The 24,105-nt window shown below is 68.2% G+C and carries 19 protein-coding genes; 15 read left to right on the forward strand and 4 right to left on the reverse strand.

Annotation, left to right across the window (positions count from 1 at the left end; all coding sequences use genetic code 11):
- From thrC to KCG34_RS19960, 4 genes are all read left to right on the forward strand, one after another.
- Entirely contained in the window at positions 1-1,398 is a 1,398-nt protein-coding gene (gene thrC, locus KCG34_RS19945; protein WP_211937351.1) for a threonine synthase, read from the forward strand.
- Positions 1,373-2,665, forward strand: coding sequence for a M16 family metallopeptidase (locus KCG34_RS19950; protein ID WP_211937352.1), 1,293 nt, complete (start codon positions 1,373-1,375; stop codon positions 2,663-2,665). The genes thrC and KCG34_RS19950 overlap by 26 nt, the downstream gene beginning before the upstream one ends.
- 66 nt (positions 2,666-2,731) lie before the next feature.
- Positions 2,732-3,334 carry a GNAT family N-acetyltransferase gene (locus KCG34_RS19955; RefSeq protein WP_211937353.1) on the forward strand — a complete coding sequence of 201 codons (603 nt, stop codon included), beginning with the start codon at positions 2,732-2,734 and terminating at the stop codon, positions 3,332-3,334.
- A gap of 143 nt (positions 3,335-3,477) precedes the next feature.
- The gene (locus KCG34_RS19960) at positions 3,478-5,157 is read left to right on the forward strand and encodes a putative bifunctional diguanylate cyclase/phosphodiesterase (protein ID WP_211937354.1); all 1,680 of its coding nucleotides are present in this window, start codon (positions 3,478-3,480) and stop codon (positions 5,155-5,157) included.
- On the opposite strand, the gene KCG34_RS19965 is transcribed toward KCG34_RS19960, so the two are convergent.
- Positions 5,154-5,750, reverse strand: a complete 597-nt coding sequence (locus KCG34_RS19965) for a YqgE/AlgH family protein (protein ID WP_211937355.1) — start codon at positions 5,748-5,750, stop codon at positions 5,154-5,156. The two genes, KCG34_RS19960 and KCG34_RS19965, sit on opposite strands and share 4 nt — an antisense overlap.
- Positions 5,751-5,877: 127 nt before the next feature.
- On the opposite strand from KCG34_RS19965, the gene KCG34_RS19970 reads away from it, so the two are divergent.
- Positions 5,878-6,360, forward strand: a complete 483-nt coding sequence (locus KCG34_RS19970; RefSeq protein WP_211937356.1) for a peroxiredoxin — start codon at positions 5,878-5,880, stop codon at positions 6,358-6,360.
- A 3-nt stretch (positions 6,361-6,363) separates the two neighbouring features.
- Here the strand turns inward: KCG34_RS19970 and KCG34_RS19975 are convergent, their stop codons facing one another.
- Positions 6,364-8,127 carry an acyl-CoA dehydrogenase gene (locus KCG34_RS19975; protein ID WP_211937357.1) on the reverse strand — a complete coding sequence of 588 codons (1,764 nt, stop codon included), beginning with the start codon at positions 8,125-8,127 and terminating at the stop codon, positions 6,364-6,366.
- A 183-nt stretch (positions 8,128-8,310) separates the two neighbouring features.
- On the opposite strand from KCG34_RS19975, the gene KCG34_RS19980 reads away from it, so the two are divergent.
- The 9 genes from KCG34_RS19980 (at position 8,311) to KCG34_RS20020 (ending at position 21,227) form a co-directional block, all read left to right on the forward strand.
- Positions 8,311-8,910 (forward strand): YceI family protein, encoded by a 600-nt coding sequence (locus KCG34_RS19980; RefSeq protein ID WP_211937358.1) that lies wholly within the window; start codon positions 8,311-8,313, stop codon positions 8,908-8,910.
- Positions 8,911-8,965: 55 nt separating this feature from the next.
- Complete coding sequence (locus tag KCG34_RS19985) at positions 8,966-9,907, forward strand: L-threonylcarbamoyladenylate synthase (protein WP_211937359.1); 942 nt, start codon at positions 8,966-8,968, stop codon at positions 9,905-9,907.
- Between the two features lie 38 nt (positions 9,908-9,945).
- Positions 9,946-11,355, forward strand: a complete 1,410-nt coding sequence (locus KCG34_RS19990) for an FAD-binding oxidoreductase (protein WP_211937360.1) — start codon at positions 9,946-9,948, stop codon at positions 11,353-11,355.
- 65 nt (positions 11,356-11,420) lie between these two features.
- Entirely contained in the window at positions 11,421-12,197 is a 777-nt protein-coding gene (gene yaaA / locus KCG34_RS19995) for a peroxide stress protein YaaA (RefSeq protein WP_211937361.1), read from the forward strand.
- 42 nt (positions 12,198-12,239) lie between these two features.
- Entirely contained in the window at positions 12,240-13,031 is a 792-nt protein-coding gene (locus KCG34_RS20000; protein ID WP_211937362.1) for a 3-hydroxybutyrate dehydrogenase, read from the forward strand.
- A gap of 11 nt (positions 13,032-13,042) precedes the next feature.
- Positions 13,043-14,092 (forward strand): patatin-like phospholipase family protein, encoded by a 1,050-nt coding sequence (locus KCG34_RS20005; RefSeq protein ID WP_211937363.1) that lies wholly within the window; start codon positions 13,043-13,045, stop codon positions 14,090-14,092.
- Positions 14,089-14,523: an NUDIX hydrolase gene (locus tag KCG34_RS20010; RefSeq protein ID WP_211937364.1), complete on the forward strand. Its 435-nt coding sequence runs from the start codon at positions 14,089-14,091 to the stop codon at positions 14,521-14,523. Before KCG34_RS20005 ends, KCG34_RS20010 begins: the two co-directional genes overlap by 4 nt.
- 580 nt (positions 14,524-15,103) lie before the next feature.
- Positions 15,104-18,088, forward strand: coding sequence for an AIDA repeat-containing protein (locus tag KCG34_RS20015; protein WP_211937365.1), 2,985 nt, complete (start codon positions 15,104-15,106; stop codon positions 18,086-18,088).
- A gap of 322 nt (positions 18,089-18,410) precedes the next feature.
- On the forward strand, positions 18,411-21,227 hold the full coding sequence (locus KCG34_RS20020; protein ID WP_211937366.1) for an AIDA repeat-containing protein: 2,817 nt from the start codon (positions 18,411-18,413) through the stop codon (positions 21,225-21,227).
- An 87-nt stretch (positions 21,228-21,314) separates the two neighbouring features.
- Here KCG34_RS20020 and KCG34_RS20025 read toward each other — a convergent pair whose 3' ends face one another.
- Entirely contained in the window at positions 21,315-21,968 is a 654-nt protein-coding gene (locus KCG34_RS20025) for a TetR/AcrR family transcriptional regulator (protein WP_211937367.1), read from the reverse strand.
- 76 nt (positions 21,969-22,044) lie between these two features.
- On the opposite strand from KCG34_RS20025, the gene KCG34_RS20030 reads away from it, so the two are divergent.
- Positions 22,045-23,325 carry a serine hydrolase domain-containing protein gene (locus KCG34_RS20030; protein ID WP_211937368.1) on the forward strand — a complete coding sequence of 427 codons (1,281 nt, stop codon included), beginning with the start codon at positions 22,045-22,047 and terminating at the stop codon, positions 23,323-23,325.
- Here KCG34_RS20030 and KCG34_RS20035 read toward each other — a convergent pair.
- The gene (locus tag KCG34_RS20035; protein WP_249138095.1) at positions 23,303-24,049 is read right to left on the reverse strand and encodes a helix-turn-helix transcriptional regulator; all 747 of its coding nucleotides are present in this window, start codon (positions 24,047-24,049) and stop codon (positions 23,303-23,305) included. The genes KCG34_RS20030 and KCG34_RS20035 overlap by 23 nt on opposite strands.
- Between the last annotated feature and the right edge of the window lie 56 nt (positions 24,050-24,105).

Genomic DNA, 24,105 nt, shown 5'->3' on the forward strand with positions numbered 1-24,105 from the left:
ATGCAATACGTCTCGACCCGCGGCGAAAGCCCCCCGATCGGCTTCCTGGATGCGGTCCTGGCCGGCCTCGCGCCCGATGGCGGCCTCTATTCCCCCGCCGCCTGGCCCGAGTTCAGCAAGGACGAGATCGCCGCCTTCGCCGGCAAACCCTATGCCGAGGTCGCGGCCGCGGTGCTGGCCAAGTTCGCGGGCGAGGCTATCCCCGCCGACGAGATCCGGCGCATGACCGCCGACGCCTATGCCGGCTTCGACCACGCCGCGGTGACGCCGCTGAAGCAGCTGGATAGCAATCTGTGGCTGCTCGAGCTGTTCCATGGGCCGACGCTGGCGTTCAAGGACGTGGCCATGCAGCTGCTGGCGCGCCTCTACGAGCACGCCCTGGCGGCCAAGGGGCGGACCCTGACCATCGTCTGCGCCACCTCGGGCGACACCGGCGGCGCGGCCGTCGAGGCCCTGCGTGGGCGCGGCAATTTGCGGGTGGTGGTGCTGTTCCCCGACGGCCGCATCAGCGAGGTGCAGCGCCGCTTCATGACCTGCGCCCCGGACGACAACGTCCGGTGCCTGGCGGTCGACGGGACCTTCGACGACTGCCAGTCGATCGTCAAAAGCCTGTTCCAGGCCCAGGGCTTCCGCGAGGCGGTGGACCTGTCGGGGGTCAATTCGATCAACTGGGCGCGGATCGCGGCCCAGGTGGTCTACTACTTCACCGCCGCCGTCGCTCTGGGGGCGCCTGAGCGGTCGATCAGCTTCGCGGTGCCCACGGGCAATTTCGGCGACGCCTTCGCCGGCTATGTCGCCAGCCGCATGGGCCTGCCGATCGAGCGCATCATCCTGGCCACCAACGGCAACGACATCCTGGCCCGCGCGGTCAACGACGGCCGCTACGCCAAGGGCGCGGTGCTGGCGACCCAGAGCCCGGCCATGGACATCCAGATCGCCTCGAACTTCGAGCGGCTCTATTTCGAGGCCGTCGACCGCCAGGGGCTGGAGACCGCCCGGGCCATGCGCGCCTTCGCCGAGGCCGGGGCTATCGACATCCCGCCTAAGGCGCTCGGCGTCATCCGCGACCTGTTCGCGGGCGTCGGGATCGGCGAGGCGGAGACCAGCCGCACCATTCTCTCGACCCTCAACGAGACCGGCGAGATGATCGACCCGCACACCGCCGTCGGCGTGGCCGCGGCCAAACGGATCGGGGCCAAGTCGCCGGCGACGCCGCTGGTGGTGCTGTCGACCGCCCATCCTGCCAAGTTCCCAGACGCCGTCGAGGCCGCCTGCGGCCGCGGCCCGGCCATGCCGGGCGCCGCCCGCGCCCTGGCCGGCAAGCCCGAACGCCTCGACAAGATCGCCGCCGATGTGGAGGCGGTGAAGGCCTATGTCCGCAGCTTCGCCGGAGTCTGAGGGCCTGCCTCGCATCCATCGCCTGGCCAATGGGGTCCGGGTGGTGTGCGATCCCATGCCGGGGCTGCAGACCCTGGCCCTGTCGGTGGTGGTCGGCCGCGGCGCGCGTTCTGAGACCGAGGCGCAGAACGGCTGGGCTCACCTTCTGGAGCACATGGTGTTCAAGGGCGCGGGCCAGCGCTCGGCCCGCAGCATCGTCGAGGAGATCGAGGCCGAGGGCGGCCAGATCAACGCCGCCACCGGCCATGAGCGCACCAGCTTTCAGGTGAGGGCGTTGAAGGGCGGCCTGCCCCTGGCCATGGATGTGATCTCGGACCTGGTGCATCGGCCGGTGATCGACGCCGGCGACCTGGAGCGCGAGAAGCAGGTGGTCTCGCAGGAGATCGCCGAGGCCGCCGACACCCCCGATGATCATGTGTTCGAACTGGCTCAGGCCCAGGCTTTCTCCGGCCACGCCCTGGGGCGGCCAATCCTGGGGCTGGACGCCACGGTGGGCGCGGCGAGCCGGGACGCCCTGGCCGCCTTCCACGCCGGCCTCTACGGCCCAGACGCCATCGTGGTCAGCGCCGCCGGCGCGGTCGAGGAGGCGGAGCTGCTGGACCTGGTCGACCGCCACTTCGCCGCGGACGCCCGGGCCGAACCGCCGGCGGCCAGCGGCCCGGCGCGCTTCGTCGGCGGCGCCGCGCCGGTGACCCGGGCGCTGGAGCAGTCGCACCTGGTGCTGCTCTTGCCGGCGCCCGGCCTGACCGATCCCGACTATTTCGCCCTGCGCCTGTTCGCCGAGATCCTGGGCGGTGGCATGTCCTCACGCCTGTTCCAGGCGGTGCGCGAAGAGCGGGGGCTGGCCTACGCCATCGACGCCTATGCCGACACCCATTCCGACACCGGGGTCCTCGGCATCTATGTCGGGGCGGCGGCCAAGGATGCGGCCGAGGCGGCCAAGATCTGCGCCGCCGAGATCGGCGGCCTGATCGGTCGCGTGGAGCCGGCCGAGCTGGCCAGGGCCAAGGCGCAGCTGAAGGCCGCAACCTTCATGGCCCGCGAATCCGCGCTGGCTCGCGCCGAGCAGGCCGCCGGCCAGGTCCTGACCTTCGGCCGCCTGTTCAGCGTGGAGGAGACCGCCCAGGCGATCGACGCGGTCGAGGCCGCCGACCTTGCACGGCTTGGAGAGCGGCTCCTGGGGCCGAGGGCCTGCGCCGGCGCGGTCCTGGGACCCCGGCCAGCGATGAAGGCCGCACGCGCTTTCGAGGTGGAACTGTTCGGCTAGGTTCGCCTAACCCACCTTGCAACCTTAGGAATTCCGCCTAATTTGCCGGCCGGGAGAGACACGCCCATGGCGCTCTTGGACTGGATGGCTCCTGAGGCTGGCCTTCGCCTTGAGGCGGAGGGGGTGATGTTGCGGCCGCCGCGGTCCAGCGACTTCGCCGCCTGGTCGGACCTGCGCCGCCGCTCGCGCAACTTCCTGCAGCCCTGGGAGCCGACCTGGCCGGCGGACGATCTGTCGCGGGGCGCCTATCGCCGGCGGCTGCTGGCCTACCAGCGGGACATGGACCTGGGCCAGGGCTATTCCTTCCTGGTGTTCCGCGCCGAGGACGAGACCCTGGTCGGGGGCATCACCCTGTCCAATATCCGCCGTGGCGTGGCCCAGATGGGCACCGTCGGTTACTGGATCGGCGAGCCGTTTGCCCGCAAGGGTTTCACTTTGGGCGCAGTCCGGGCGGTGACCGCCTTTTCCTTCGGCCGCCTGGGCCTGCATCGCCTGGAAGCCGCCTGCGTGCCGGAGAACGACCCGTCGCGCCGCCTGTTGCTGCGGGCCGGATTCGAGCTGGAGGGCCGGGCCAGCGCCTATCTCAAGATCAACGGGACCTGGCGCGACCACCTGCTGTTCGGCCTGGTGGTTCCAAGCGCGCGGGACGTCGAGACAATCCGCGCCTAGCCGGGCGGCGCCTCTCATGGTTGAATCTGTTGATTCGGGCGCATGATCGCGTCCTTGGAGGCAAACCTTAAGGTTTACCCGGTAGACAGGCTGGCGCGGGGCTGAACGGCCTTGCTAGTCAGCAAAACGCGACGCAGGCGGAAATGGCATTAGGGTCGAAAGACCGATTTGTCTGGGACACCACGGTGACCCTGGAGGCGCTGGGCGCCGCCCAGGTGGTGCTGTGGGCCTGGGACCCGGAGGCCGACAAGCTCCGGTTTACGGGCGCGGCGCGCGCCCTGGGCCTGTCCCCCTTGGCGCCCGAGTGCGCCGGCGCGGCGGCCTTCGCGCTCTGCCTTCCCCAGGATCGCAATCTGATGGAGCGGGTGCTGACCGTACGCCCGCCCGGCAGCGAGATCAGCGCGCGCATCCGCATGCGCGGCGGCGAGACCTGCATCTGGCGCGGTGAGTGGCTGGAAGAGGGCGGCGCACGCGCCTCGGGCGTGATCGTGCCGGAGGCCAAGTTCGCCGCCAGCGAAAAGGACGTACTGACCGGTCTTCTCGACCGCCGCAGCTTCATCGCCCAGGCCAGGGCCCTGCTGCGCCAGCCAGAGACCTACACCCTGGTGGTGGCCGACCTCGATCGCCTGCGCCGGCTGAACGAGGCCCTGGGCCACGAGCGGGCCGACCTAGTGCTGGCGGCCCTGGGCTCGCGCCTGGCCGCGACCTTCCCGCCGGGCGCGATCATGGCCCGGGTGGGTGAGGACGAGTTCGCCGCCCTGGTGCCCGCCGGGGTTCGCGATCCCGCCGACGCCATGCGGCGCTCGCTGGAGCAACCCTTGCGCATCGCCGGCTTCGATATCGTGCCGACACTGTCGATCGGCGCCGTCGCCGCCGAGGGCGGGGCCGACGCGCCCGAAGCCGCCGAGCTTTTGCGCCGGGCCGAACTGGCCGTGGAGAGCGCGAAAAACGCGGGCCGCGGCGGCGCTGCGGCTTACGGCCGCTCGCTGGAGAGCGACAGCCTTTCGCGCCTGGCCATGGAATCCGACCTGCGCGGCGCCATCGGCCGCGGCGAGATCGTGCCCTATTTCCAGCCGGTTGTGCGCCTGTCCACCGGCGCCATCTCCGGCTTCGAGGCCCTGGCCCGCTGGCGCCATCCGCGCCGCGGCCTGATCCCGCCGGACCAGTTCCTGCCCCTGTGCGACGAGATGGGCCTCCTGGTCGAGCTGGGCGCCCACATGATGCGGGCCTCGGCCCTGCAGCTGGCCGAATGGCGGCGCTGTCACCAGGCCGCCGGCGAGATCACCGTCAGCGTCAACCTCTCGGTCGGCGAGATCAATCGCCCGAACCTTGTGCGCGACGTCAGCGAGCTTCTGGCCGAGACCGGCCTGCCGCCCAAGGCGCTGAAGCTGGAAGTGACCGAAAGCGATATCATGCGCGATCCCGACGGGGCCGCGATCATCCTGCGCCAGCTGCGCGACGCGGGCGCCGGCATCGCCCTGGACGACTTCGGCACCGGCTTCTCCTCGCTGTCATACCTGACCCGCCTGCCGTTCGACACGCTGAAGATCGACCGCTACTTCGTGCGGACCATGGGCTCCAACGAGGGCTCGGCCAAGATCGTGCGCTCGGTGGTCAATCTGGGCCGCGACCTTGCGCTTGAGGTGGTGGCCGAGGGGGTTGAGAACGCGGTCATGGCCCGCTGCCTCTTGGATCTCGGCTGCGACTATGGCCAGGGCTTCGGCTACGCCCCGGCCCTGTCGGCCCAGGAGGCCGAGGTCTATCTCAACGAAAGCTACGCCGACGGCGCCGCGCCCGTGCGGCTGCGGGGGTCTGCGGGTTAGGCCCGCCCGGCCTGCCCGGACAGCTGCTCAGCGCTGATCCCCAGCCGCGCCAGGGCCTGGGACCATTTGTGGTCGTGGTCGTGGCTGAACACCAGGGCCTCGTCCGGCTCGCAGGTCAGCCAGACATTGTCGCGGATCTCCTGCTCCAGCTGGCCGGCGCCCCAGCCGGAATAGCCGAGCGCCAGCACCGCCTTGCGCGGCCGGCGGGCGGGGTCGGCCATGGCCTCGAGCACGTCGCGGGTGGCGGTCAGGGCGATACCCTCGCCGACCCGGGCGCTGGTGTCCTGGTTCAGATAGTCGTCGGTGTGCAGGACGAAGCCGCGCTCGCGCTCCACCGGCCCGCCGATCAGAACCGGCTCATCCGGCGCCTCGGCCGAGCCCGTGACGCCCAGGCGCTCCAGAAGGTCCGGCGAGGTCAGGCCATCGATCGGGCGGTTGACCACCAGCCCCATGGCGTGGCCGCTGTCGTGGGCGCAGATCAGGATCACCGCCCGCTCGAAACGAGGGTCGCCGATGCCCGGCATGGCGATCAGGGCCTGGCCGGTCAGGAACTCAGGGTCGCGCACAGGCGGGGAGGGATCGCTGGGCGTCATGGATCTATGATTGAACCGTCCCTGGATCAGGTTCAAGCGTCTGTAAGGCTTGGCGCCTGGCGCCAGGACCCATATCAGTGTTCCGCCGCCCGGATCGGGCGCTTCAGATGATCCAAGGAGACGCCCCATGACGATCAAGGTCGGCGATAAATTGCCCGCGGCCAATTTCATGACCTTCACCGCCGACGGTCCGGCGCCCCTGGCCAGCGACGCCCTGTTCGGCGGCAAGACCGTGGCCCTGTTCGCTGTGCCCGGCGCCTTCACCCCCACCTGCTCGGCCAAGCACCTGCCCGGCTTCAAGCAGCATGCAGCGGAGCTGAAGGCCAAGGGCGTCGACACCATCGCCTGCGTGTCGGTCAACGACGTGTTCGTGATGAAGGCCTGGGCCAAGGACCAGGGCATCACCGACGAGGTGGTCATGCTGGCCGACGGCAACGGCGACTTCACCCGCGCCATCGGCCTGGAGCTGGACGGCTCCAAGTTCGGCATGGGCTCGCGCTCGCAGCGCTATTCCCTGGTGGCCAAGGACGGGGTGGTCGAACAGCTGAACGTCGAGGCCGGCGGCGAATTCAAGGTCTCGTCGGCGGACTACCTGCTGGAACACCTCTAGAGCCTAGCCCAACATCTCCGGCGTCAGGGCGTGCAGCGCCTCGGCGCCGGCGGTGACCGAGGCGACATAGCCGGGGGCCTGGGCCAGCAGGGTCTCGGCATAGTGGCCGGCGAGCAGGCGGCGACGCCTATCCTCTACGCTTCCGGCGTCCTTCGACGCCGCGAGGGCGCCCTTGGCCAGCAGCCAGCCGCCCAGGACGTCCCCCACCAGTTTCAGATAGGGCGTGGCGCCGGCCAGGGCGTCGGGCCCGCCGCGGCGCTCGGCCAGCCAGGATGTCGCCGCCTCGAAGGCCCTGTTGGCGTGGCCCAGGCGATGGCCGATGGCGTCGAACTCCATGTCGCCCGACTCGTTCAGGGCCTCAACCGTGGCGTCGACGTCGCGGATCAGGGCGGCGATTCCGGCTCCGTCCTCCAGGCCCAGCTTGCGGCCGGCCAGGTCGATGGCCTGGATGCCGTTGGTGCCCTCGTAGATCGGGGCGATGCGGGCGTCGCGATAGTGCTGGGCCGCGCCGGTCTCCTCGATGAAGCCCATGCCGCCATGCAGTTGCAGGCCCATGGAGGCGACCTCCACGCCGATGTCGCTGGACCAGGCCTTGGCGATGGGGGTCAAGACCTCCTCGCGCAGCTTGGCGGCGGCGCGGATCTCCGGTTCGGCGGCCGAGGCGGCGAGGTCGGCGTTCAAGGCGGTGAGCAGGCAGATGGCCCGCGCCGCCTCGACCCGCACCTTCATGGCGATCAGGGTGCGGCGCACGTCGGGATGGTCGAAGATCGCCGCCGAGGCGTCGTGCGACCAGGGCGAGCGGCCCTGGCGGCGCTCCTGGGTGAAGGCCAGGGCCTGCTGGTAGGCGCGCTCGGCGATGCCGACGCCCTGGGCCCCGATGTTCAGCCGGGCGGCGTTCATCATGGTGAACATGTGCGCCAGGCCCTTGTTGGGCTGGCCGATCAGCTCGGCCTTGGCGCCTTCGAACAGCATGACGCAGGTGGGCGAGGCGTGGATGCCCAGCTTATGCTCGATGCTTCCGGCCCGCAGGGCGTTGGGCTGGCCCAGCGAGCCGTCCTCGTTCACCAGCACCTTGGGGGCGATGAACAGGGAGATGCCGCGGCTGCCCTCGGGCGCGCCGGGCAGGCGGGCCAGCACCAGGTGGACGATGTTCTCGGCCGCGTCGTGGTCGCCCCAGGTGATGAAGATTTTCTGGCCGTGCAGCAACCAGCCGCCGTTGCCGTCCGGTTCGGCGCGGGTGGTGAGCGTGCCGAGGTCCGAGCCCGACTGGGGCTCGGTCAGGTTCATGGCCCCGGTCCAGGTTCCCGAGATCATGTTGGGGAGGTAGAGCGCCTTCTGCCGGTCGGAGCCGTGGGCGTGGATCGCCTCGACCGCGCCCTGGGTCAGAATCGGGCAGAGGGCGAAGGCCATGTTGGCGGCGTTGACCATCTCGAGCACCGCCAGCTCCAGCACCTTGGGCAGGCCCTGGCCGCCGAACTCGGGATCGGCCGACAGGCTGGTCCAGCCGCCCTCGGCGAAGGCCTTGTAGGCGTCGGCGAAGCCGGGTGCGGCGGTGACTTTGCCGTTCTGATAAAGGGCGCCGGCCTGGTCGCCCTTGCGGTTCAGGGGGGCCAGGATGTCAGTGGTCACCTGGCCGGCCGCCTCCAGCACTGCGGCCAGGGTGTCCTCGTCCAGCTCGGCGAAGGCGCCGCCCTGGCTCAGCCGGCCGATCTCGACCACGTGCTTCAGGGTGAACAGCAGATCCCGTACAGGGGCTTGGAAGGACATGGCCGGCTCCAGCGTTTTGCTGCGTTCTAGGGGGTGTGGGCGCAACGGCCAAGGGTGGAGATTTTCGCCCGATGCGCTCTGATCGCGGCAGATTATCACGGCTTCGTGATGCGCCGTCTTTCCGCCGCAGGCCTGGCTCAGGGGTATTCACCAGGGTTCAGTTCCCGAAGTTTCGGAGCCTCGATGGTTCGCGCCGCCTGCCTCGCCCTTCTGGTCGTTCTCTGCGGCGCCCCCGCGGCCTGGGCCGCCCAGCCCAATCCGGACCCCGCCGCAGCCCCGGCGGGCGCCTATGTGCTGGACAAGCGCCATGCCAGCGTGCTGGCCAAGGTCAGCCACATGGGGCTCTCGGGCTACACCATGCGCTTCGGCAAGGTGGACGGCCGCTTCGACTACGATCCGGCCCAGCCCGAGGCGGCCAAGCTGAGCGTGACCATCGACGCCAATTCCCTGGACGTTGGCGAGGACAAGCTCGATCGGCAGTTCGCCCGTGAATTCCTCGGCGCGGACGAAAATCCGGAGATCACCTTCGTCTCGACCGGGATCACGCGGACGGACCCCGCGCACGGAGAGGTCACGGGCGATTTGACCCTGCACGGGGTGACGCGGCCTGTCACCCTGGCGGTGACCTTCAACGGCTACGACCAGAGCCTCCTGTTCGGCAAGCGGATGGGCTTTTCGGCCACGGGCGACATCCTGCGTTCGGATTTCGGTTCAAGGGCGTGGCTGGGCCTGGTGGGCGACAAGGTGCGCCTGATCATCGAGGCCGAGTTCACGCATCCCTGAGCCTGCGCCGGCCTGAGCTTTGCGCCGCGGCGCCGGGGGTGCTAGGGGCCGCAGCATGACGGCGACGGATCAGGATCAGGACCAATCGGCGCAACGGGCGGCGAAAACGCTGCGCGCCGGCGGCCTGGTGATCCTGCCGACGGAGACGGTCTATGGCCTGGCGGCGGACGCGGCCGATCCGAAGGCGGTGGCCCGCATCTATGAAGCCAAGGGCCGGCCGAGCTTCAACCCCCTGATCGCCCATGTGCCGGACCTGGCGGCGGCGGAGCGCCTCGCCCGTTTCGATGATCGCGCTCGTCGCCTGGCCGAAGCCTTCTGGCCCGGGCCGCTGACCATCGTCGCCCCGATCGCTGATCCGGCGGCGGTGTGCGACCTGGCGCGGGCGGGGCTCGACACCGTGGCTGTGCGCGCGCCGGCCCATCCCTTGTCGCAAGCGGTGCTGCGCGCCTTCGGCGGGCCGGTGGTGGCGCCGTCGGCCAACCGATCGGGCCGGCCCAGCCCCACGACCTATGCCGACGCTGTGGCCGAGACCGGCTTTGCCGCCGGCGCGGCCCTGGACGGCGGGCCCTGCGCCGTGGGCCTGGAATCGACGGTGGTCGCGGTGCTGGACGGGCCGGTGCGCCTCCTGCGGCCGGGCGGTGTCACGCGCAGCCAGCTCGATGCGGTGGTCGGCCCCCTGGCCGAGGCAGAGGTCGACGCCAAGCGCTCGCCCGGCCGCCTGACCCTGCACTACGCCCCGGACGCGCCGGTGCGGCTGGAGGCGGCCGGCCCGGCGCCCGGCGAGGCTTTCCTGGGCTTCGGCCCGTCCTGCCCGGACGATGGCCTGAACCTCAGCCCGAAGGGCGACCTCGCCGAGGCCGCCGCCAACCTGTTCACCTATCTGCGCAAGGCCGACCGCTCCTCGCCCAAGGCCATAGCCATAGCGCCCATCCCCGCCGAGGGCCTGGGCGAGGCGATCAACGACCGCCTACGCCGGGCGGCGGGGTTCGTGGGGTAGTCTGGCCACGCCCTGCGGCGCGCCCTATCCTGGCGCCTATGATCAAGCCTGTTCCCGACTCGGTGCTGGACCAGCTGAAGGCGGCGCTCGGCGACGGGGGGTGGAGCGCCGATCCCGACCGGCTGGCGCCCAAGCTGGTGGAGTGGCGGGATCGGTGGCGGGGGACGACGCCGCTCCTGGCCCTGCCGACGACGACCGAGCAGGTGGCAGCGGTGGTGCGGATCTGTGCGGCCGCGGGGGTGGCGATCACGCCGCAGGGGGGCAATACCGGCCTCGTCGGCGGGCAGATCCCGCAGGGCGAGATCCTGCTGTCGCTGGAGCGGATGCGGGCGATCCGCGATCTGGACGTGTTCGACGACGTGATCGAGGTCGAGGCCGGCGCGCCCCTGGCCAGCGTGCAGCAGGCGGCGCACGACGCCGGCCGGTTCTTTCCGGTCAGCCTGGCCTCGGAGGGGACGGCCAGCATCGGCGGGCTGATCTCGACCAACGCAGGCGGGGTGGGGGTGCTGCGCTATGGAACCATGCGCGCCCAGGTCCTGGGGCTGGAGGCGGTGCTGCCCAATGGCGAGGTGTGGAACGGGCTTCGACGCCTCAGGAAGGACAACACCGGCTACGATCTCAAGCAGCTCTTGATCGCGGCCGAGGGCACCTTGGGCGTGATCACCGCGGCGGCGCTGAAGCTCTATCCGATCATGGCCTCGCGGGCCGTGGCGTTCGTCGGCCTGCGCACGCCGCAGGCCGCCATCGAGCTTCTGGCGCGGGCCAAGGGCGAGACGGGCGGCGGGCTGGAGGCGTTCGAGCTGATCAGCGCCTTGGGCCTGGAGCTCGTCTGCCGCAATATCCCGGACCAGCGCCTGCCGATCGGCGGCGAGCACGCCTGGGCGGTGCTGCTGGAAACCGCCAGCAGCGAGGCCGGGGCGGCCGAGGCGGCGGTCGAGCGGCTCCTGGCCAAGGCGCTCGAGGACGACCTGATCCAGGACGCGGCCGTCGCCCAGAGCGAGGCCCAGGCGCACGCCTTCTGGGCCCTGCGCGAGAACCAGTCGGCGGCGCAGAAGCCCGAAGGGCCGTGCTGGAAGCACGACATCGCGGTGCCGGTCTCGCGCATTCCGGCCTTTCTGCAGCGGGCGGGGGCGGCCATGCAGGCGGTCGAGCCGGGGGTCCGCATCGCGGCCTTCGGCCATGTGGGTGACGGCAACGTCCACTACGACGTGCTGGGCGCGCCGGGGTTGGCGCCCGAGGCCCATGCGGCCCTGCGCGACGAGGCGGCGCGGCGGGTCTATGACATCGTGGCCGAGCTGGACGGCTCGATCTCGGCCGAGCATGGCCTGGGGATCATGAAGGCCGATGAGGCCCTGCGGCTGAAGCCGGCGGCGGAGGTCGAGGCGCTGAGGGCTATCCGCGCGGCGCTGGATCCGGGGCGGATCATGAACCCGCGTGTGCTGTTCTAGCGAGCCAGGGGACAAGCGCAGCTTTTGACTCGCGCGCACCTTCGGCCCGGACTATCTCCAGCCTCATGCTGATCGTCCTTTCGCCCGCCAAGTCGCTCGATTTCACCCCGGCCGCACCGGACGTTCCCCTGACCACGCCGCAGCTGAAGAACGACATCGCCGAACTGGCCAAGGTCACGGTCAAGCTGAAGCGCAGCGACCTGAAGCGGCTGATGGACATCTCGGACACCCTGGCCGACCTCAACTACCAGCGCTTCCAGGCCTTCGACCCGGCCTGCGACGACGGGGTGCAGGCGGCGATCGCCTTCGATGGCGATGTCTATGACGGGCTGGACGCGCGCAGCCTGGACAAGCACGGCCTGGCGTTCGCGCAAGACCGCGTGCGCATTCTGTCGGGCCTCTATGGCGTGCTGCGCCCGTTGGACGCCATCCAGCCCTATCGGCTGGAGATGGGGGTGCGGCTGAAGACCAAGCGCGGCAAGAGCCTCTACGACTTCTGGCGGCGCCAGGTGGCGCCGACCCTGAACCAGGCCCTGGCGGAACTGCACGCGCCAACCCTGGTCAACCTGGCCAGCCAGGAATATTTCGGCGCGGTGGACGCGGCCCAGGTCGCAGCGCCGGTGGTCAGCTGCCATTTCTACGAGGTGAAGCCCGGCGAGGCGCCCAAGGTGATCAGTTTCTACGCCAAGAAGGCCCGCGGGATGATGGCCCGCTATGCGATCGACCACCGGATCGACCGGGCCGAGGGGCTGAAGGGTTTCGATGTCGCCGGCTATGCGTATCAGCCGGGCCAGTCGAGCGAGAGCGACTGGATATTCTGTCGCAAACATCCGTTGAGCTAGGTCGGCCGCGCCCCGGCGGCCAGGGTTTCAGGAGTGCAAGCCATGGACTACGGACTGAAGGGCCAGGTCGCCATCGTCACAGGATCCACCAGCGGCATCGGCCAGGCCCTGGCCAGCGCCCTGGCCATGGCTGGCGTGAACGTGGTGCTGAACGGGTTTGGCGACCACACCGCGATCGAGCGTGACCGCACGGCCATGGAAGAAGTAGCCGACGTCAGGGTGCTCTATCACGGCGCCGACATGACCAAGCCGGACGAGATCGCCGACATGGTCGCCTTCGCCAAGCGAGAGCTCGGGCGCCTGGATATCCTGGTCAACAACGCGGGCGTGCAGCACGTAGCGCCGATCGAGGACTTCCCGATCGAGAAATGGGACCAGATCATCGCCATCAACCTGACCTCGGCCTTTCACGGCGTTCGCGCCGCGGTGCCGATCATGAAGGCTCAGGGCCGGGGGCGACTGATCAACATCGCCTCGGCCCACGCCCTGGTGGCCTCGCCGTTCAAGGCGGCCTATGTGGCGGCCAAGCATGGCATCGCCGGCCTGACCAAGACCGTGGCCCTGGAGGTCGCCCAGGCGGGGATCACCTGCAACGCCATCTGCCCCGGTTATGTTAAGACCCCCCTGGTCGAGAGCCAGATCGCCGACCAGGCCACAGCCCGCGGCATGACCCCTGAGCAGGTGATGAAGGACGTGATCCTGGCCGCCCAGCCGACCAAGAAGTTCGTCGAGTTCGACCAGTTGGCCGGGCTGATGCTCTATCTGGCCAGCGACGCCGGCGCTTCGGTCAACGGGGCCATGCTCTCGGTCGACGGCGGCTGGACCGCCCAGTGAATGCAAGGCGAGTGAACGCCAGGAAGCCGCGGAGTAACGGGCGCAAGCCCATCAGCCTCGCCCTGCAGGGTGGCGGCTCGCACGGGGCCTTCACCTGGGGCGTGGTCGACCGCCTGCTGGAGGATGGCCGGCTGGAGATCAAGGCCATTACCGGCGCCTCGGCCGGGGCGATGAACGCGGTGGTGATCGCCGCGGGCCTTCTGGATGGCGGACCTGAAGGCGCCCGCGAGCGGCTGGACCGGTTTTGGCGCGAAGTGAACCGGGCCGGCGGCCAGAACGCCTTTGGCGACCTCGGCGGCTGGGCTTCCAGCATCGGCATGGACTGGCTGAAGCAGACCCCGGGCTGGCAACTGGTCCAGACCTTCGCCGGCAATTTTTCGCCCTATCAGTTCAACCCGTTCAACCTGAACCCGCTACACGACGTGATCGTCGGCGCGGTCGATTTCGCCGCCCTGCGTGAACGCTCGCCGGTCAGGCTCTACGTCTCGGCGACAGGGGTGCGCTCGGGCGAGAGCCGGGTGTTCCGCACCGAGGAATTGACCTGCAAGCACGTCATGGCCTCGGCCTGCCTGCCGCACCTGTTCCAGGCGGTTGAGATCGACGGCGAGGCCTATTGGGACGGCGGCTATCTCGCCAACCCGGCCCTGTGGCCGCTGTTCTACGACCCGACGCCCAACGACGTCCTGATCGTCAGCCTGAACCCCCTGACCCGCAAGGATACCCCGCGCACCCCGGGCGAGATCATCGACCGGCTGAACGAGATCACCTTCAACGGCTCGCTGGTGGCGGAACTTCGGGCCATTCGCTTCGTGCGCAAGCTGATCGAGGACGGCCTTCTGAAAGAGGGCGCCAAGGGCCGCTATCGCAAGATGCTGATGCACGCCATCGAGGCCGACGGCTGGCTGGACGACCTACGCGAGGATTCCAAGTTCAGCACCGAATGGGGCTTCCTCCAGGAGTTGAAGAGCCGGGGGCGCAAGGCCGGCGAGACCTGGTTGAAAGCCCATTTCGACGATGTGGGCGTGCGCACCACCTCGGCCTTGATGCCGATGCCGTCATGAGCGAGCCGCGCCGGCCGATCCCCTGTGTTGGGGTGGTGTGCTTCCGCGGGCCTGAGGTCCTGCTGATTCAGCGCGGCAAGGCGCCCAGGCTCGGCCAATGGAGCATTCCCGGCGGCCGCATGGAGTTCGGCGAGACGGCCCAGGAGGGCGCCTTGCGCGAGCTGGCCGAGGAGACGGGGGTGCGGGCCCAGATCCTGGGTCTGATCGACGTGGTCGACAGCATCGATCTCGAGACCGACTGGCACGGCGTGCTGGTCGACTACGCCGCGCGCTGGACCGGCGGCGAGGCCGTGGCCGGAGACGACGCCATGGCGGCGGCGTTCGTGCCGCTGGAGGAGGCCCTGGAGCGGGTGGGCTGGAGCGAGACGCGCCGGGTGATCGAGGAGGCGTGGGCGCGGTTCGGCGAAGCGATCAATGAGAGTTTAGACTAGCTTGATCTGCGCTTTCTCGGCGATCATGCCGAAGAGTTTCGGGGTCCAGATAGCGACGCGCAGTCGGCTCACAGTAAGCTGAAAGCTAAAACCCCAAATTCCAGCCCTATGGGCGCGGTTTTCAGCGTTCGCCAGGAGGAGTGGAGTTTTGGGTCCTTTCCGCTTCGACCTTTTCTGACTCGGGCCTGCGTCTCGGCGATTTCAGGAAACGAGCCGCGTGATCCGCTGTTCCAGGTGGGCGAAGTCGTCTGTGGCGAGGCGGCTTCGGCGCGTCACTACACGATTTTTTTCCAGCCGAGGCGACTACAACCTGCGCTGCGCGGTCGAGGCGCTGGCGGCTGCTTCTCGCCCATTTCGCGCGCGATCCTTCCATCTTTGGTTGATTTAATACGGTGTACAGTCAAGCTTGAGATATAACGGTGTTACTATTTCTAATGTTTCCATCTTTCAAAGCGCTTCCTGCGGCGATATTCTATCTCAACTGGCGCACAACTGTGACCCGTGTCATAGCTAGGAAATTTTACCTAACGCACATCTGGTTCACGCGTCTCACGCAGTTTCATGAATTGGGGGCATCGAGATGACTACTGTCAGCTCCGGTCAGGTACAGTACGTTTCGTCCGGCCAGGTCATTGCGAGCACCGTCATTCTAAGCGGTGGCGAACAGTACGTTTATCCTGGAGGCGAGGCCGACTATTCGGTCAATTCCGCCGGCGGCTATCTGGTGAACTTCGGCTTAGTCTACTCGATGTTCAACGGCGGCTACGACTATGTCGAAAGCGGCGCCACCACCGAATTAGGGACCGTCGGCTCGGGGGGGAACGAGTTCGTCTTCTCCGGCGGCCTGTCCTACGAACAGCTCGTCGCCGCCTACGGCTCCCAGACCATCTATTCCGGCGGGCTGGACGAATACAGCACCATATCCGGCATCCAGCACGTCTACGGATCGGCCTATGACGACACGGTGGTCGGCGGCCCCTCCTACCAATATGTCGAGAGCGGCGGCATCACCACCTATAGCTACGACTATGCCGCGGGCGTGACCGTGGTGTCGTCGGGCGGGCTCACCAGCGTCACCAGGCTCGCCAGCGGTGGTGGGGAGAGCGTGTACGCGGGTGGTGAGTCGATCAGCAGCATCATCTATTCTGCTGGCAACCAATACGTCTATTCAGGTGGCGCCGACTATTACACAAATGTGAGTTCCGGCGGTTCGCTCTACAACAATGGCATCGCCTATTACGACACCATAAGCTCGGGCGGCGTCGAGACGATCGCGTCCGGCGGTATCGGCTACCAACAGACCGTCCAGGGCTACGGGTCGCAGACCATCAACGTCGGCGGGGTGGACGAATACAGCGTCATATCCGGTTACCAATACGACTATGGATCGGCCTATGACGACACGATCGTCGGCGGCCCCGCCTGGCAATATGTCGAGAGCGGCGGGTCCACGACCTACAGCTACGCCTACGGCGCTGGCGCGATCGTCGTGTCTTCGGGCGGCGTCACCAACCTTACGACGCTGGGCAGCGGCGGCGGTGAAACCGTCTCCGCGGGCGGCATCGCCAGCAGCACGACAATCTACTCGGCTGGCGCCCAATATGTCGCCGCCGGTGGGGGCGACGAATATTCCAACGTGCAGTCCGGCGGCTCGCTCACCGTCTATGGCTACGCCTACTACGACACGATCGGGTCCGGCGGCACCGAGACCATCGGGTCGGCCGCTCTCACCTACAGCCAAACCGTCGCGGGCTTCGGCTCGCAGACGATTTTTGCGGGCGGCGTGGACGAGTACAGCCTGATCTCCGGCTACCAGTACGACTACGGCGAGGCCTATGCCGACACGGTGACCGGCGTCGACGCCTACCAGTATATCGAGAGCGGCGGGGTCGCTTACTACGACGCGATCAACGGCGGCGGCTACGCCACCGTGTCGAGCGGCGGCCTCGACATCAGCGGCACGGTTGGCAGCGGCGGCTATGAGTACGTCTATTCAGGCGGTGCGGTTAGTGGCGTGACGGTGGGCAGCGGCGGCGTGCTGATCCTGTATTCGGGCGCGGCCGCAGCTGGCGTCGTCAGCAGCGGCGGCATCGTGGAGATATTCAATCGCGACGTCACCGCGGGGGTGACGCTGTCGGCCGGCGTCTACCCGTCTTCGCGGAACGTCGGCAACCTGGCCATCCGGCCCGGCGGCACCGTCGATCTCTTCTATGCCAACGTGCTCAGCGGCGGGGTGCTGCAGACCCTTTCCGGCGGTTATGACTACTACGCCACGGTCAACAGCGGCGGCATCGCCTATGTTCAGTCCGGCGGCTACCTTTACGACGCGACGATTAAGGCGGGCGCCCACGACTCCATCCTGGCGGGCGGTTCGGCTGCCTATACGCAGATATCCAGCGGCGGGTTCGAAACCACCAGCTCGGGCGCCACGACCTATACCCCCTACGCCTATAGCGGCGGCTTCGAGTACGTCTCGTCCGGCGGCGTAGTCAGCAATGCGCAGATCGGTCCGGGGGCCCATGACACCGTCTATGGCAAGGCCTACGGGACGGTCGTCAGCGGAACTGGGGCGTCCGAGATCGTCAGCGGGTCCGGCGTGGCCAGCGGGACTAGCCTGTCCGCCGGCGCGGTGCAGTATGTCGGCCCGGGAGCCACGGCCAACGGCACGATCATCCTGGCCGGCGCCCACACCCACATCAGCGGCGGCGGGGTGGCCAGCGGGACGCAGATCTCCAGCGGCGGGTTCCAGAGCCTCTCCGGCGGGACCGGGATCGCCGAGGTGGTCTCCTCCGGCGGGGTGCTCTATGCCATCTCCGGCGGCGTCGCGAGTTCGACCATCGTGCTCAGCGGCGGCCACGACAGCCTGCTCCTCAGCGGCAAGGGGGTGAACACCACCCTCTCCAGCGGAGCGGCCGAGAACGTCGAGTCGGGCTCGATCGCGGTCAACACCCTGGTCCAGTCCGGCGGGCACCAGTATGTGTTCTCCGGCGGGACAGCCAGCGGCACGACGGTCAACAGCGGCGGCATCGTCACGGTCTCGTCCGGCGGCAATATCGCGGCTGGCCTGACCATCAATGGCGGCCTGGTGATCGACAACGGCAATATCGGCGCGGGCCAGACGGTCGGCTTCCTGGGCAGCGGCGGGAGCCTGAAGCTGTACAACACCGGCGGGTTCGCGGCGAAGATCTCGGGCTTTGTGCTCGGCGACCACATCGACCTGACAACCTTCGCCTTTAGCGCCGGCGAGACCTCGGCCTGGGTTCAGAACGGCACCAGCGGCACGCTGACGATCACCGACGGGGCCCTGGTCGAGCACCTGACGCTGATCGGGACCTACGTCACCAGCAACTTCAAGCTGGTCAATGACGGCTCCGGCGGCACCATGATCAATGACCCGCCGGTTAGCGCCGCCACCGCCACGACCACCCTGTTCGCCCAGAACGCGGCCGCGATGGGCGGGCACGGCGGCGGCTTCGCGCCGACGACCTCGACGACCTCCAGCTGGGGCGCCGCGGTCACCAGCGCCCTTGTCCCGAGCGGAGGCGCTTCGAGCGCCACAGTCTGATCCCTGCGCGGTAGAATTGAACGGCCAGGCCCTGGGCTGCTGCGAAGCAGCCCAGGGCTTTGGCGTATGAGCCTCACCGCAGCTCGCTTTCGCTGATTCACGATGGCAGCCACCATCTGTGGTTGATTTAATACGGTGTACAGTCAAGCTCAAGATATAACGTCGTTACTATTTGAAGCAATTCGCTCTTTCAAAGCGTGACTGATAGAGTTAGCTTAGCTTCATTGGGGCGCAACTGTGACCTATGTCATAGTTTCAGATCTTTATCTGGCCGACGTCTGGCCCTTGCGTCTCGCTCAACTCGAATGTCGGGGGCAAAAGAATGACCATCGTCAGCTCAGGCCAGGTCCAGTACGTATCCTTCGGCCAGAACATAACCAGCACCACCGTTCTGAGCGGCGGCGAAGAGGTCATCCTCTCGGGAGGAGAGACGCAGTATTCGACCATATCCGCCGGCGGATACCAATTTGTCGAAACGGGAAGCCTGGACGAATTCAGCAACATCTATGGCAGCCAGTACGTCTACGGATCGACCTACGGCGACACGGTCTATGGCGGACCATCGTTCCAGTTTGTCGAGGCCGGCGGCGTAGCGGTCGGCGACACGCTCTACGGCGCCGGCCTGTCCGAGGTCTTGTCCGGGGGCGCCACCAGCTATTCCTATATCGGCAGCGGGGGGAACGAACAGGTCTCTTCGGGCGGCTTTTCCGATCAGACGACGATCGTCTCGGCGGGAGCCCAGACCGTCTATTCCGGCGGGCTCGACGAGTATTCCTACGTCTATTCCAGCGGCTTTCTCAACGTCGACGGCGCCGCCTATTACGACACGATTGAATCGGGCGGGATCGAGAGCGTCTATTCCGGCGGCCTGGCCTATGCGCAGACCATCAGCGCCTATGGCGTCGAGACCGTCTATTCCGGCGGCCAAGACGAGTACACCACCATATATGGTGTCCAATCCAATTTCGGCGCCACCTACGGCGACGTCGTCTATGGCGGTCCCTCCTTCCAGTTTGTCGAAAGCGGCGGGACCACGATGTCCAGCTATGCCTATGGCGCAGGCCTGGTTGAGGTCCTGTCCGGCGGGGCCGCCAGCGCGACCATTCTCGGCAGCGGCGGCCTGGAAACCGTTCTTGCGGGAGGCGCTGCGTTCGGCACCATCATCTCTTCGGCCGGCGGCGAGACGATCTCGTCCGGCGCCTACGAGCAGATTGGTGAAATCCTGAGCGGCGGCGTGCTCACCAACTATGGTGTCGCCTACTACGAGGCCATCAGCGCCGGCGGCGTGGAAAACATCGAATCCGGCGGCTTTGGTTACGGGCAAACGCTCGGCGTCGGCGGTGTCGAGAACGTCTATGCCGGCGGCGTGGATGAATACAGCACGGTTTCCGGCGTCCAGAACATTTATGGCGAGTCCTATGCCAATGCGATCGTCGGCCCCCAATATATCCAGAATGGCGGGATCGGCAGCGCCGACACGATCAGCGCCGGGGGCGTCACCGTCGTATCCAGCGGCGGTGTCGACTCCAGCCCCACGATCGGCAGCGGCGGGGTCGAGTATGTCTCGTCGGGCGGGGTGGTCAGCGGCCCCACGGTGGAGAGCGCGGGGTACGAGATTCTGTATTCGGGCGCTTCCATCTTCGGCGGGACTGTCAGCAGCGGGGGCAGCCTGGAGATCTATAATCGGACCGTCCCCTCCGGCGTGGCGCTGTCCGCAGGCGCCTATGCGACATCGCGGACGGTCGGCAGCACGGCGGTCCTGGCTGGCGGCATCGTCGACCTCGTCTATGCCAACGTGCTCAGCGGCGGGACACTGCACACCTTCGCCGGCGGCTACAACGAATTCGCGGTGATCAGCGGCGGCGGCATCGCCTACACGCACTCCGGCGGCCTGCTCTACGAGGCGACCATCCTCGCAGGCGCGCACGACTCCATCCTGGCGGGCGGCTCCTCCTACTACACGCTGATCTCAAGCGGCGGTTTCGAAACCACCAGTTCGGGCGCCACGGCCTATACGCCTTACGCCTACAGCGGCGGGTTCGAATATGTCTCCGCCGGTGGGGTGGTCAGCAATGCGCAGATTGGCCCCGGCGCCCACGATACGGTCTATGGTCAGGCCTTCGGTACCTTCGTCAGCGGCCTCGGCGCGTCAGAAATCGTCAGCGGCAGCGGCGTAACCACTGGGACCACCTTGTCGGCCGGAGCGGTGCAGTATGTCGGCCCGGGGGCCACGGCCAATGGCACGATCATCCTGGCCGGCGCCCACACCCACATCAGCGGCGGCGGGGTGGCCAGCGGGACGCAGATCTCCAGCGGCGGGTTCCAGAGCCTCTCCGGCGGGACCGGGATCGCCGAGGTGGTCTCCTCCGGCGGGGTGCTCTATGCCATCTCCGGCGGCGTCGCGAGTTCGACCATCGTGCTCAGCGGCGGCCACGACAGCCTGCTCCTCAGCGGCAAGGGGGTGAACACCACCCTCTCCAGCGGAGCGGCCGAGAACGTCGAGTCGGGCTCGATCGCGGTCAACACCCTGGTCCAATCCGGCGGGCACCAGTATGTGTTCTCCGGTGGGGTCGCCAGCGGCACGACGGTCAACAGCGGCGGCATCGTCACCGTCTCGTCCGGCGGCAATATCGCAGCCGGCCTGACCATCAACGGCGGCCTGGTGATCGACAACGGCAATATCGGCGCGGGCCAGACGGTCGGCTTCCTGGGCAGCGGCGGGAACCTGAAGCTGTACAACACCGGCGGGTTCGCGGCGAAGATCTCGGGCTTTGTGCTCGGCGATCACATCGACCTGACCACCTTCGCCTTCAGCGCTGGCGAGACATCGGCTTGGGTGCAGAATGGGACCAGCGGCACGCTGACGATCACCGACGGCGCCCTGGTCGAGCACCTGACCCTGATCGGGACCTATGTCACCAGCAACTTCAAGCTGGTCAACGACGGCTCTGGCGGCACCATGATCAATGACCCGCCGGTCAGCGCCGCCACCGCCACCACCACATTGTTCGCGCAGAACGCGGCGGCGATGGGCGGCCACGGCGGCGGCTTCGCGCCGACGACCTCGACGACCTCCAGCTGGGGCGCCGCGGTCACCAGCGCCCTGGTTCCCAGTGGCGGCACGTCGGGAACCGCCTGACCGCTGAGGCGTGCTGAGACGGCCGGCCCTGGGCTGCTGCGAGGCGGCCCGGGGCTCTGCCATTGAGGCGTCAGCGCATCGTCCTGGCTAGGTTGCTTGTGGCTTCTGGCTGTCGTTGGACGCGGGCTTGTTCGCCAGCGCCGCGAACGCCGCGTAGAACACCTCGTCGGGCGTCAGCTCCGGCGCGAGGAACCGCTGGAACAGCAGGCCCTCGATGAGGGCGTTGATCACCCGAACCATGATCTCGGCCGGCATCGGCAGGTCCTCGGCCGCGAAGACCGCCTGCATCCAGGTCGCGCCTGAGGAGAGCCCCTTGGCCAGCTCTTCGCTGAAGGCCGCCCGCACGGTTTCATGGCGTAGCGCGTAGGCCCGGAAGGTGAGCGCGCCGACCGCGGCGGGCCGCCTGTCCGGGATCGAGGCGAGCACCGCCTCGGCCAGGGCCTGCATCAGCTCGGCGAAGCTGGAGCCCCGACGGAAGAGGGGCCGAATGGGCGCCCATTGCCGCACGGCCAGGGCCATGAATAGCTCGTCCCGGTTCTTGAAGTTGCCGTAGATGGCGCCCGTGGTCATTCCCGCGCGCTCGGCGACATCCTGGAGCGTCGTCTGCTCGAACCCCTTTTCCCGGGTCAGAGCCAGCGCCGCGTCCAGCAGGGCCGTGCGTGTGCGCTCCCGCTTGTCTCCCTTGGGCTTACGGCGTCGTGAGCCTGGGTCCGGTCCGGTCGTCGAAGCTGCCGCGCGCATCGATTCGCACAATATGCTTGATTATTTTATATTCAAATTATTTTATAAGAGGAGAATTTAGCGAATGGAGCTCCATATGTCCCGCGATCGAACTGTGGAGGCTATGCTCGATGAACTCGTCGCCGCCGGGGAACTGGCGGGGGCGGTCACCCTGGCCTGGCGAGCGGGGCGGATCGTTCAATCCGCCGCTGTGGGCTGGCGCGACATCGCGGGCGGCCTGCCCATGGAGCGGGACACGCTGTTCCGCATCGCCTCGCTTTCCAAGCCGGTCACCTCGGTCGTGGCCCTGACGCTGCTCGAGGAGGGCCGTTTCGCCCTCGACGAACCGATCAGCCGCTGGGCGCCAGAATTCGCCGACATGCGGGTGCTGAACGACCCGGAGGGACCGCTGGACGCGACCCGGCCCGCCAACCGGCCGATCACGTTCGAGGATCTGCTGACCCACCGCGCGGGCCTGACCTACGGCGACTTCCACACCGGGCCGCTGGCCCGGGCCTATGCCGAGGCGCTCGGCGGCGATATCGACAGCCATGCTTCGCCGGGCGACTGGATCGCCGGCCTGGCCGCCCTTCCCCTGATCGACCAACCGGGAGCGGGCTTCCACTATGGCTGCTCCACCGACCTCTTGGGCCTGCTGCTCGCCCGGATGGACGATGCGCCGCTGGACGAGGTGATGAGGCGGCGGCTGTTTCGCCCGCTGGGCATGACGGACACGGGCTTCGACGTTCCCCGTGAGCAGCGGCCCCGCCGCGCCAGGATGTATGGCTTCGATAGCAGCGGGCGCCTGGCCGAGCGGACGAGCGGCCCGGGCGGCTCCTTCATGGCTGAGCGCCCGGAGAGCATGACCTTCCAGTCCGGCGGCCAAGGCCTGTGGTCGACGGCGGACGACTATCTGGCCTTTGCGCGCCTGTTCCTTGGCGCGGGCGCCGTGGACGGCGTGCGCATCCTGAAGCCCGAGACGATGGCGCTGATGACCGCGAACCGGCTCAGCGAGGCTCAGCGTGCGTCGGCGCGCCTCCTCGGCATGCCGCTCTTCGCCGGCCATGGCTTCGGCCTGGGCGTCGCCGTAGTGCTCGACCCGGACAACGCGTCGGCCGTCCGGTGCAAGGGTGCGATCGGCACCGTCGGCTGGCCGGGCGCCTTTGGCGGCTGGTGGCAGGCCGACCCGATCGACCAGTCGGCCATGGTCTTCCTCGCGCACAACGCGCTGGAGTTGGAGCAGCTGGCCGAAGGAATCGGATTGGGCGTCTATGCGGCGATCACCGAGTTCCATGCGGCGGTGTCGGCTCCTGCGTCAGCGCTCGATCCCCATTCGCCGGCCGACGCCGAAGGCCTCACCGCGCCCGGGCGCCGATGAAGCCGAGGCCGACGGCGCGGCAGAGGGTCTGGATGCGGCCGGACGTGCCGAACTTGACGGCGACGTTGCGCAGGTGAAAGCGCACGGTCGAGGCCGACATATCGAGAATGATGCCGATCTCGGCATCGGTCTTGCCCTTCGACGCCCAGCGAAGGCACTGGACTTCCCGCCGGGTGAGACGCGGCGTGTCGGCCGGCGCCAGGAGCTGGGCTTCGGCGTGCGCCGCGATCAGGCGCAGCGCCGCCATCTGCATGGCGAAGCCGTCCCGGCGTAGCACCTCGGCCACATCGAGGGCGGTCTCGCTGGCCCAGAACACCGCGCCGACGGCGCCGGCGGGCAGGTGGATCGGCGCCACGATCGCACTGGTCACGCCGGATCCGGCGATGTCCTTGACGCCTTCGACCCGGGCGAGGGCTCGTGTGGGGCGCCAGAAAACCAGCCGCTCTTCGCAATAGCCGAACGGCTCGGCGATCAGGCGGGCAGCGTTCAGCAGCGGCGACTCCAGCGCCAGCCGGCGGTTGAGCCAATAGCCGTCGCGCGACTCGATCCAGCGGAACCGCGTCTCGCCATAGGCGCGCCCGTGCTGATCGCGCATCGGCTCAGGGTCGCCGAGGTCGCTCTGGACCGCGATGAACGGCAGGCCGTTGCGCTCGCCGAGCCCGATGACCTCGTCGCAGGCCGCCTCGATCACCTTCCAGAGGTCGGGTAGTTCGGCTTCCGTCACGCCTTGCCTTGCCCCGATCCTCGTTCGGCTGTGGGCCGACCGCTCAAGTTCGCGAG

This window comes from Phenylobacterium montanum (genome assembly GCF_018135625.1).
Classification (GTDB): Bacteria; Pseudomonadota; Alphaproteobacteria; order Caulobacterales; family Caulobacteraceae; genus Poindextera; species Poindextera montana.

Bases quoted from the DNA above. Each gene is read 5' to 3' on its own strand.
- KCG34_RS20025 (WP_211937367.1), bottom strand. From the start codon at position 21,968: ATGCGCGCGGCAGCTTCGACGACCGGACCGGACCCAGGCTCACGACGC.
- thrC (WP_211937351.1), top strand. From the start codon at position 1: ATGCAATACGTCTCGACCCGCGGCGAAAGCCCCCCGATCGGCTTCCTG.
- KCG34_RS20015 (WP_211937365.1), top strand. From the start codon at position 15,104: ATGACTACTGTCAGCTCCGGTCAGGTACAGTACGTTTCGTCCGGCCAG.
- KCG34_RS19965 (WP_211937355.1), bottom strand. From the start codon at position 5,750: ATGACGCCCAGCGATCCCTCCCCGCCTGTGCGCGACCCTGAGTTCCTG.
- KCG34_RS19970 (WP_211937356.1), top strand. From the start codon at position 5,878: ATGACGATCAAGGTCGGCGATAAATTGCCCGCGGCCAATTTCATGACC.
- KCG34_RS20020 (WP_211937366.1), top strand. From the start codon at position 18,411: ATGACCATCGTCAGCTCAGGCCAGGTCCAGTACGTATCCTTCGGCCAG.
- KCG34_RS19985 (WP_211937359.1), top strand. From the start codon at position 8,966: ATGACGGCGACGGATCAGGATCAGGACCAATCGGCGCAACGGGCGGCG.
- KCG34_RS20010 (WP_211937364.1), top strand. From the start codon at position 14,089: ATGAGCGAGCCGCGCCGGCCGATCCCCTGTGTTGGGGTGGTGTGCTTC.
- KCG34_RS20030 (WP_211937368.1), top strand. From the start codon at position 22,045: ATGTCCCGCGATCGAACTGTGGAGGCTATGCTCGATGAACTCGTCGCC.
- KCG34_RS19975 (WP_211937357.1), bottom strand. From the start codon at position 8,127: ATGTCCTTCCAAGCCCCTGTACGGGATCTGCTGTTCACCCTGAAGCAC.
- KCG34_RS19990 (WP_211937360.1), top strand. From the start codon at position 9,946: ATGATCAAGCCTGTTCCCGACTCGGTGCTGGACCAGCTGAAGGCGGCG.
- KCG34_RS19955 (WP_211937353.1), top strand. From the start codon at position 2,732: ATGGCGCTCTTGGACTGGATGGCTCCTGAGGCTGGCCTTCGCCTTGAG.
- KCG34_RS19960 (WP_211937354.1), top strand. From the start codon at position 3,478: ATGGCATTAGGGTCGAAAGACCGATTTGTCTGGGACACCACGGTGACC.
- KCG34_RS19980 (WP_211937358.1), top strand. From the start codon at position 8,311: ATGGTTCGCGCCGCCTGCCTCGCCCTTCTGGTCGTTCTCTGCGGCGCC.
- KCG34_RS19950 (WP_211937352.1), top strand. From the start codon at position 1,373: ATGTCCGCAGCTTCGCCGGAGTCTGAGGGCCTGCCTCGCATCCATCGC.
- KCG34_RS20000 (WP_211937362.1), top strand. From the start codon at position 12,240: ATGGACTACGGACTGAAGGGCCAGGTCGCCATCGTCACAGGATCCACC.
- yaaA (WP_211937361.1), top strand. From the start codon at position 11,421: ATGCTGATCGTCCTTTCGCCCGCCAAGTCGCTCGATTTCACCCCGGCC.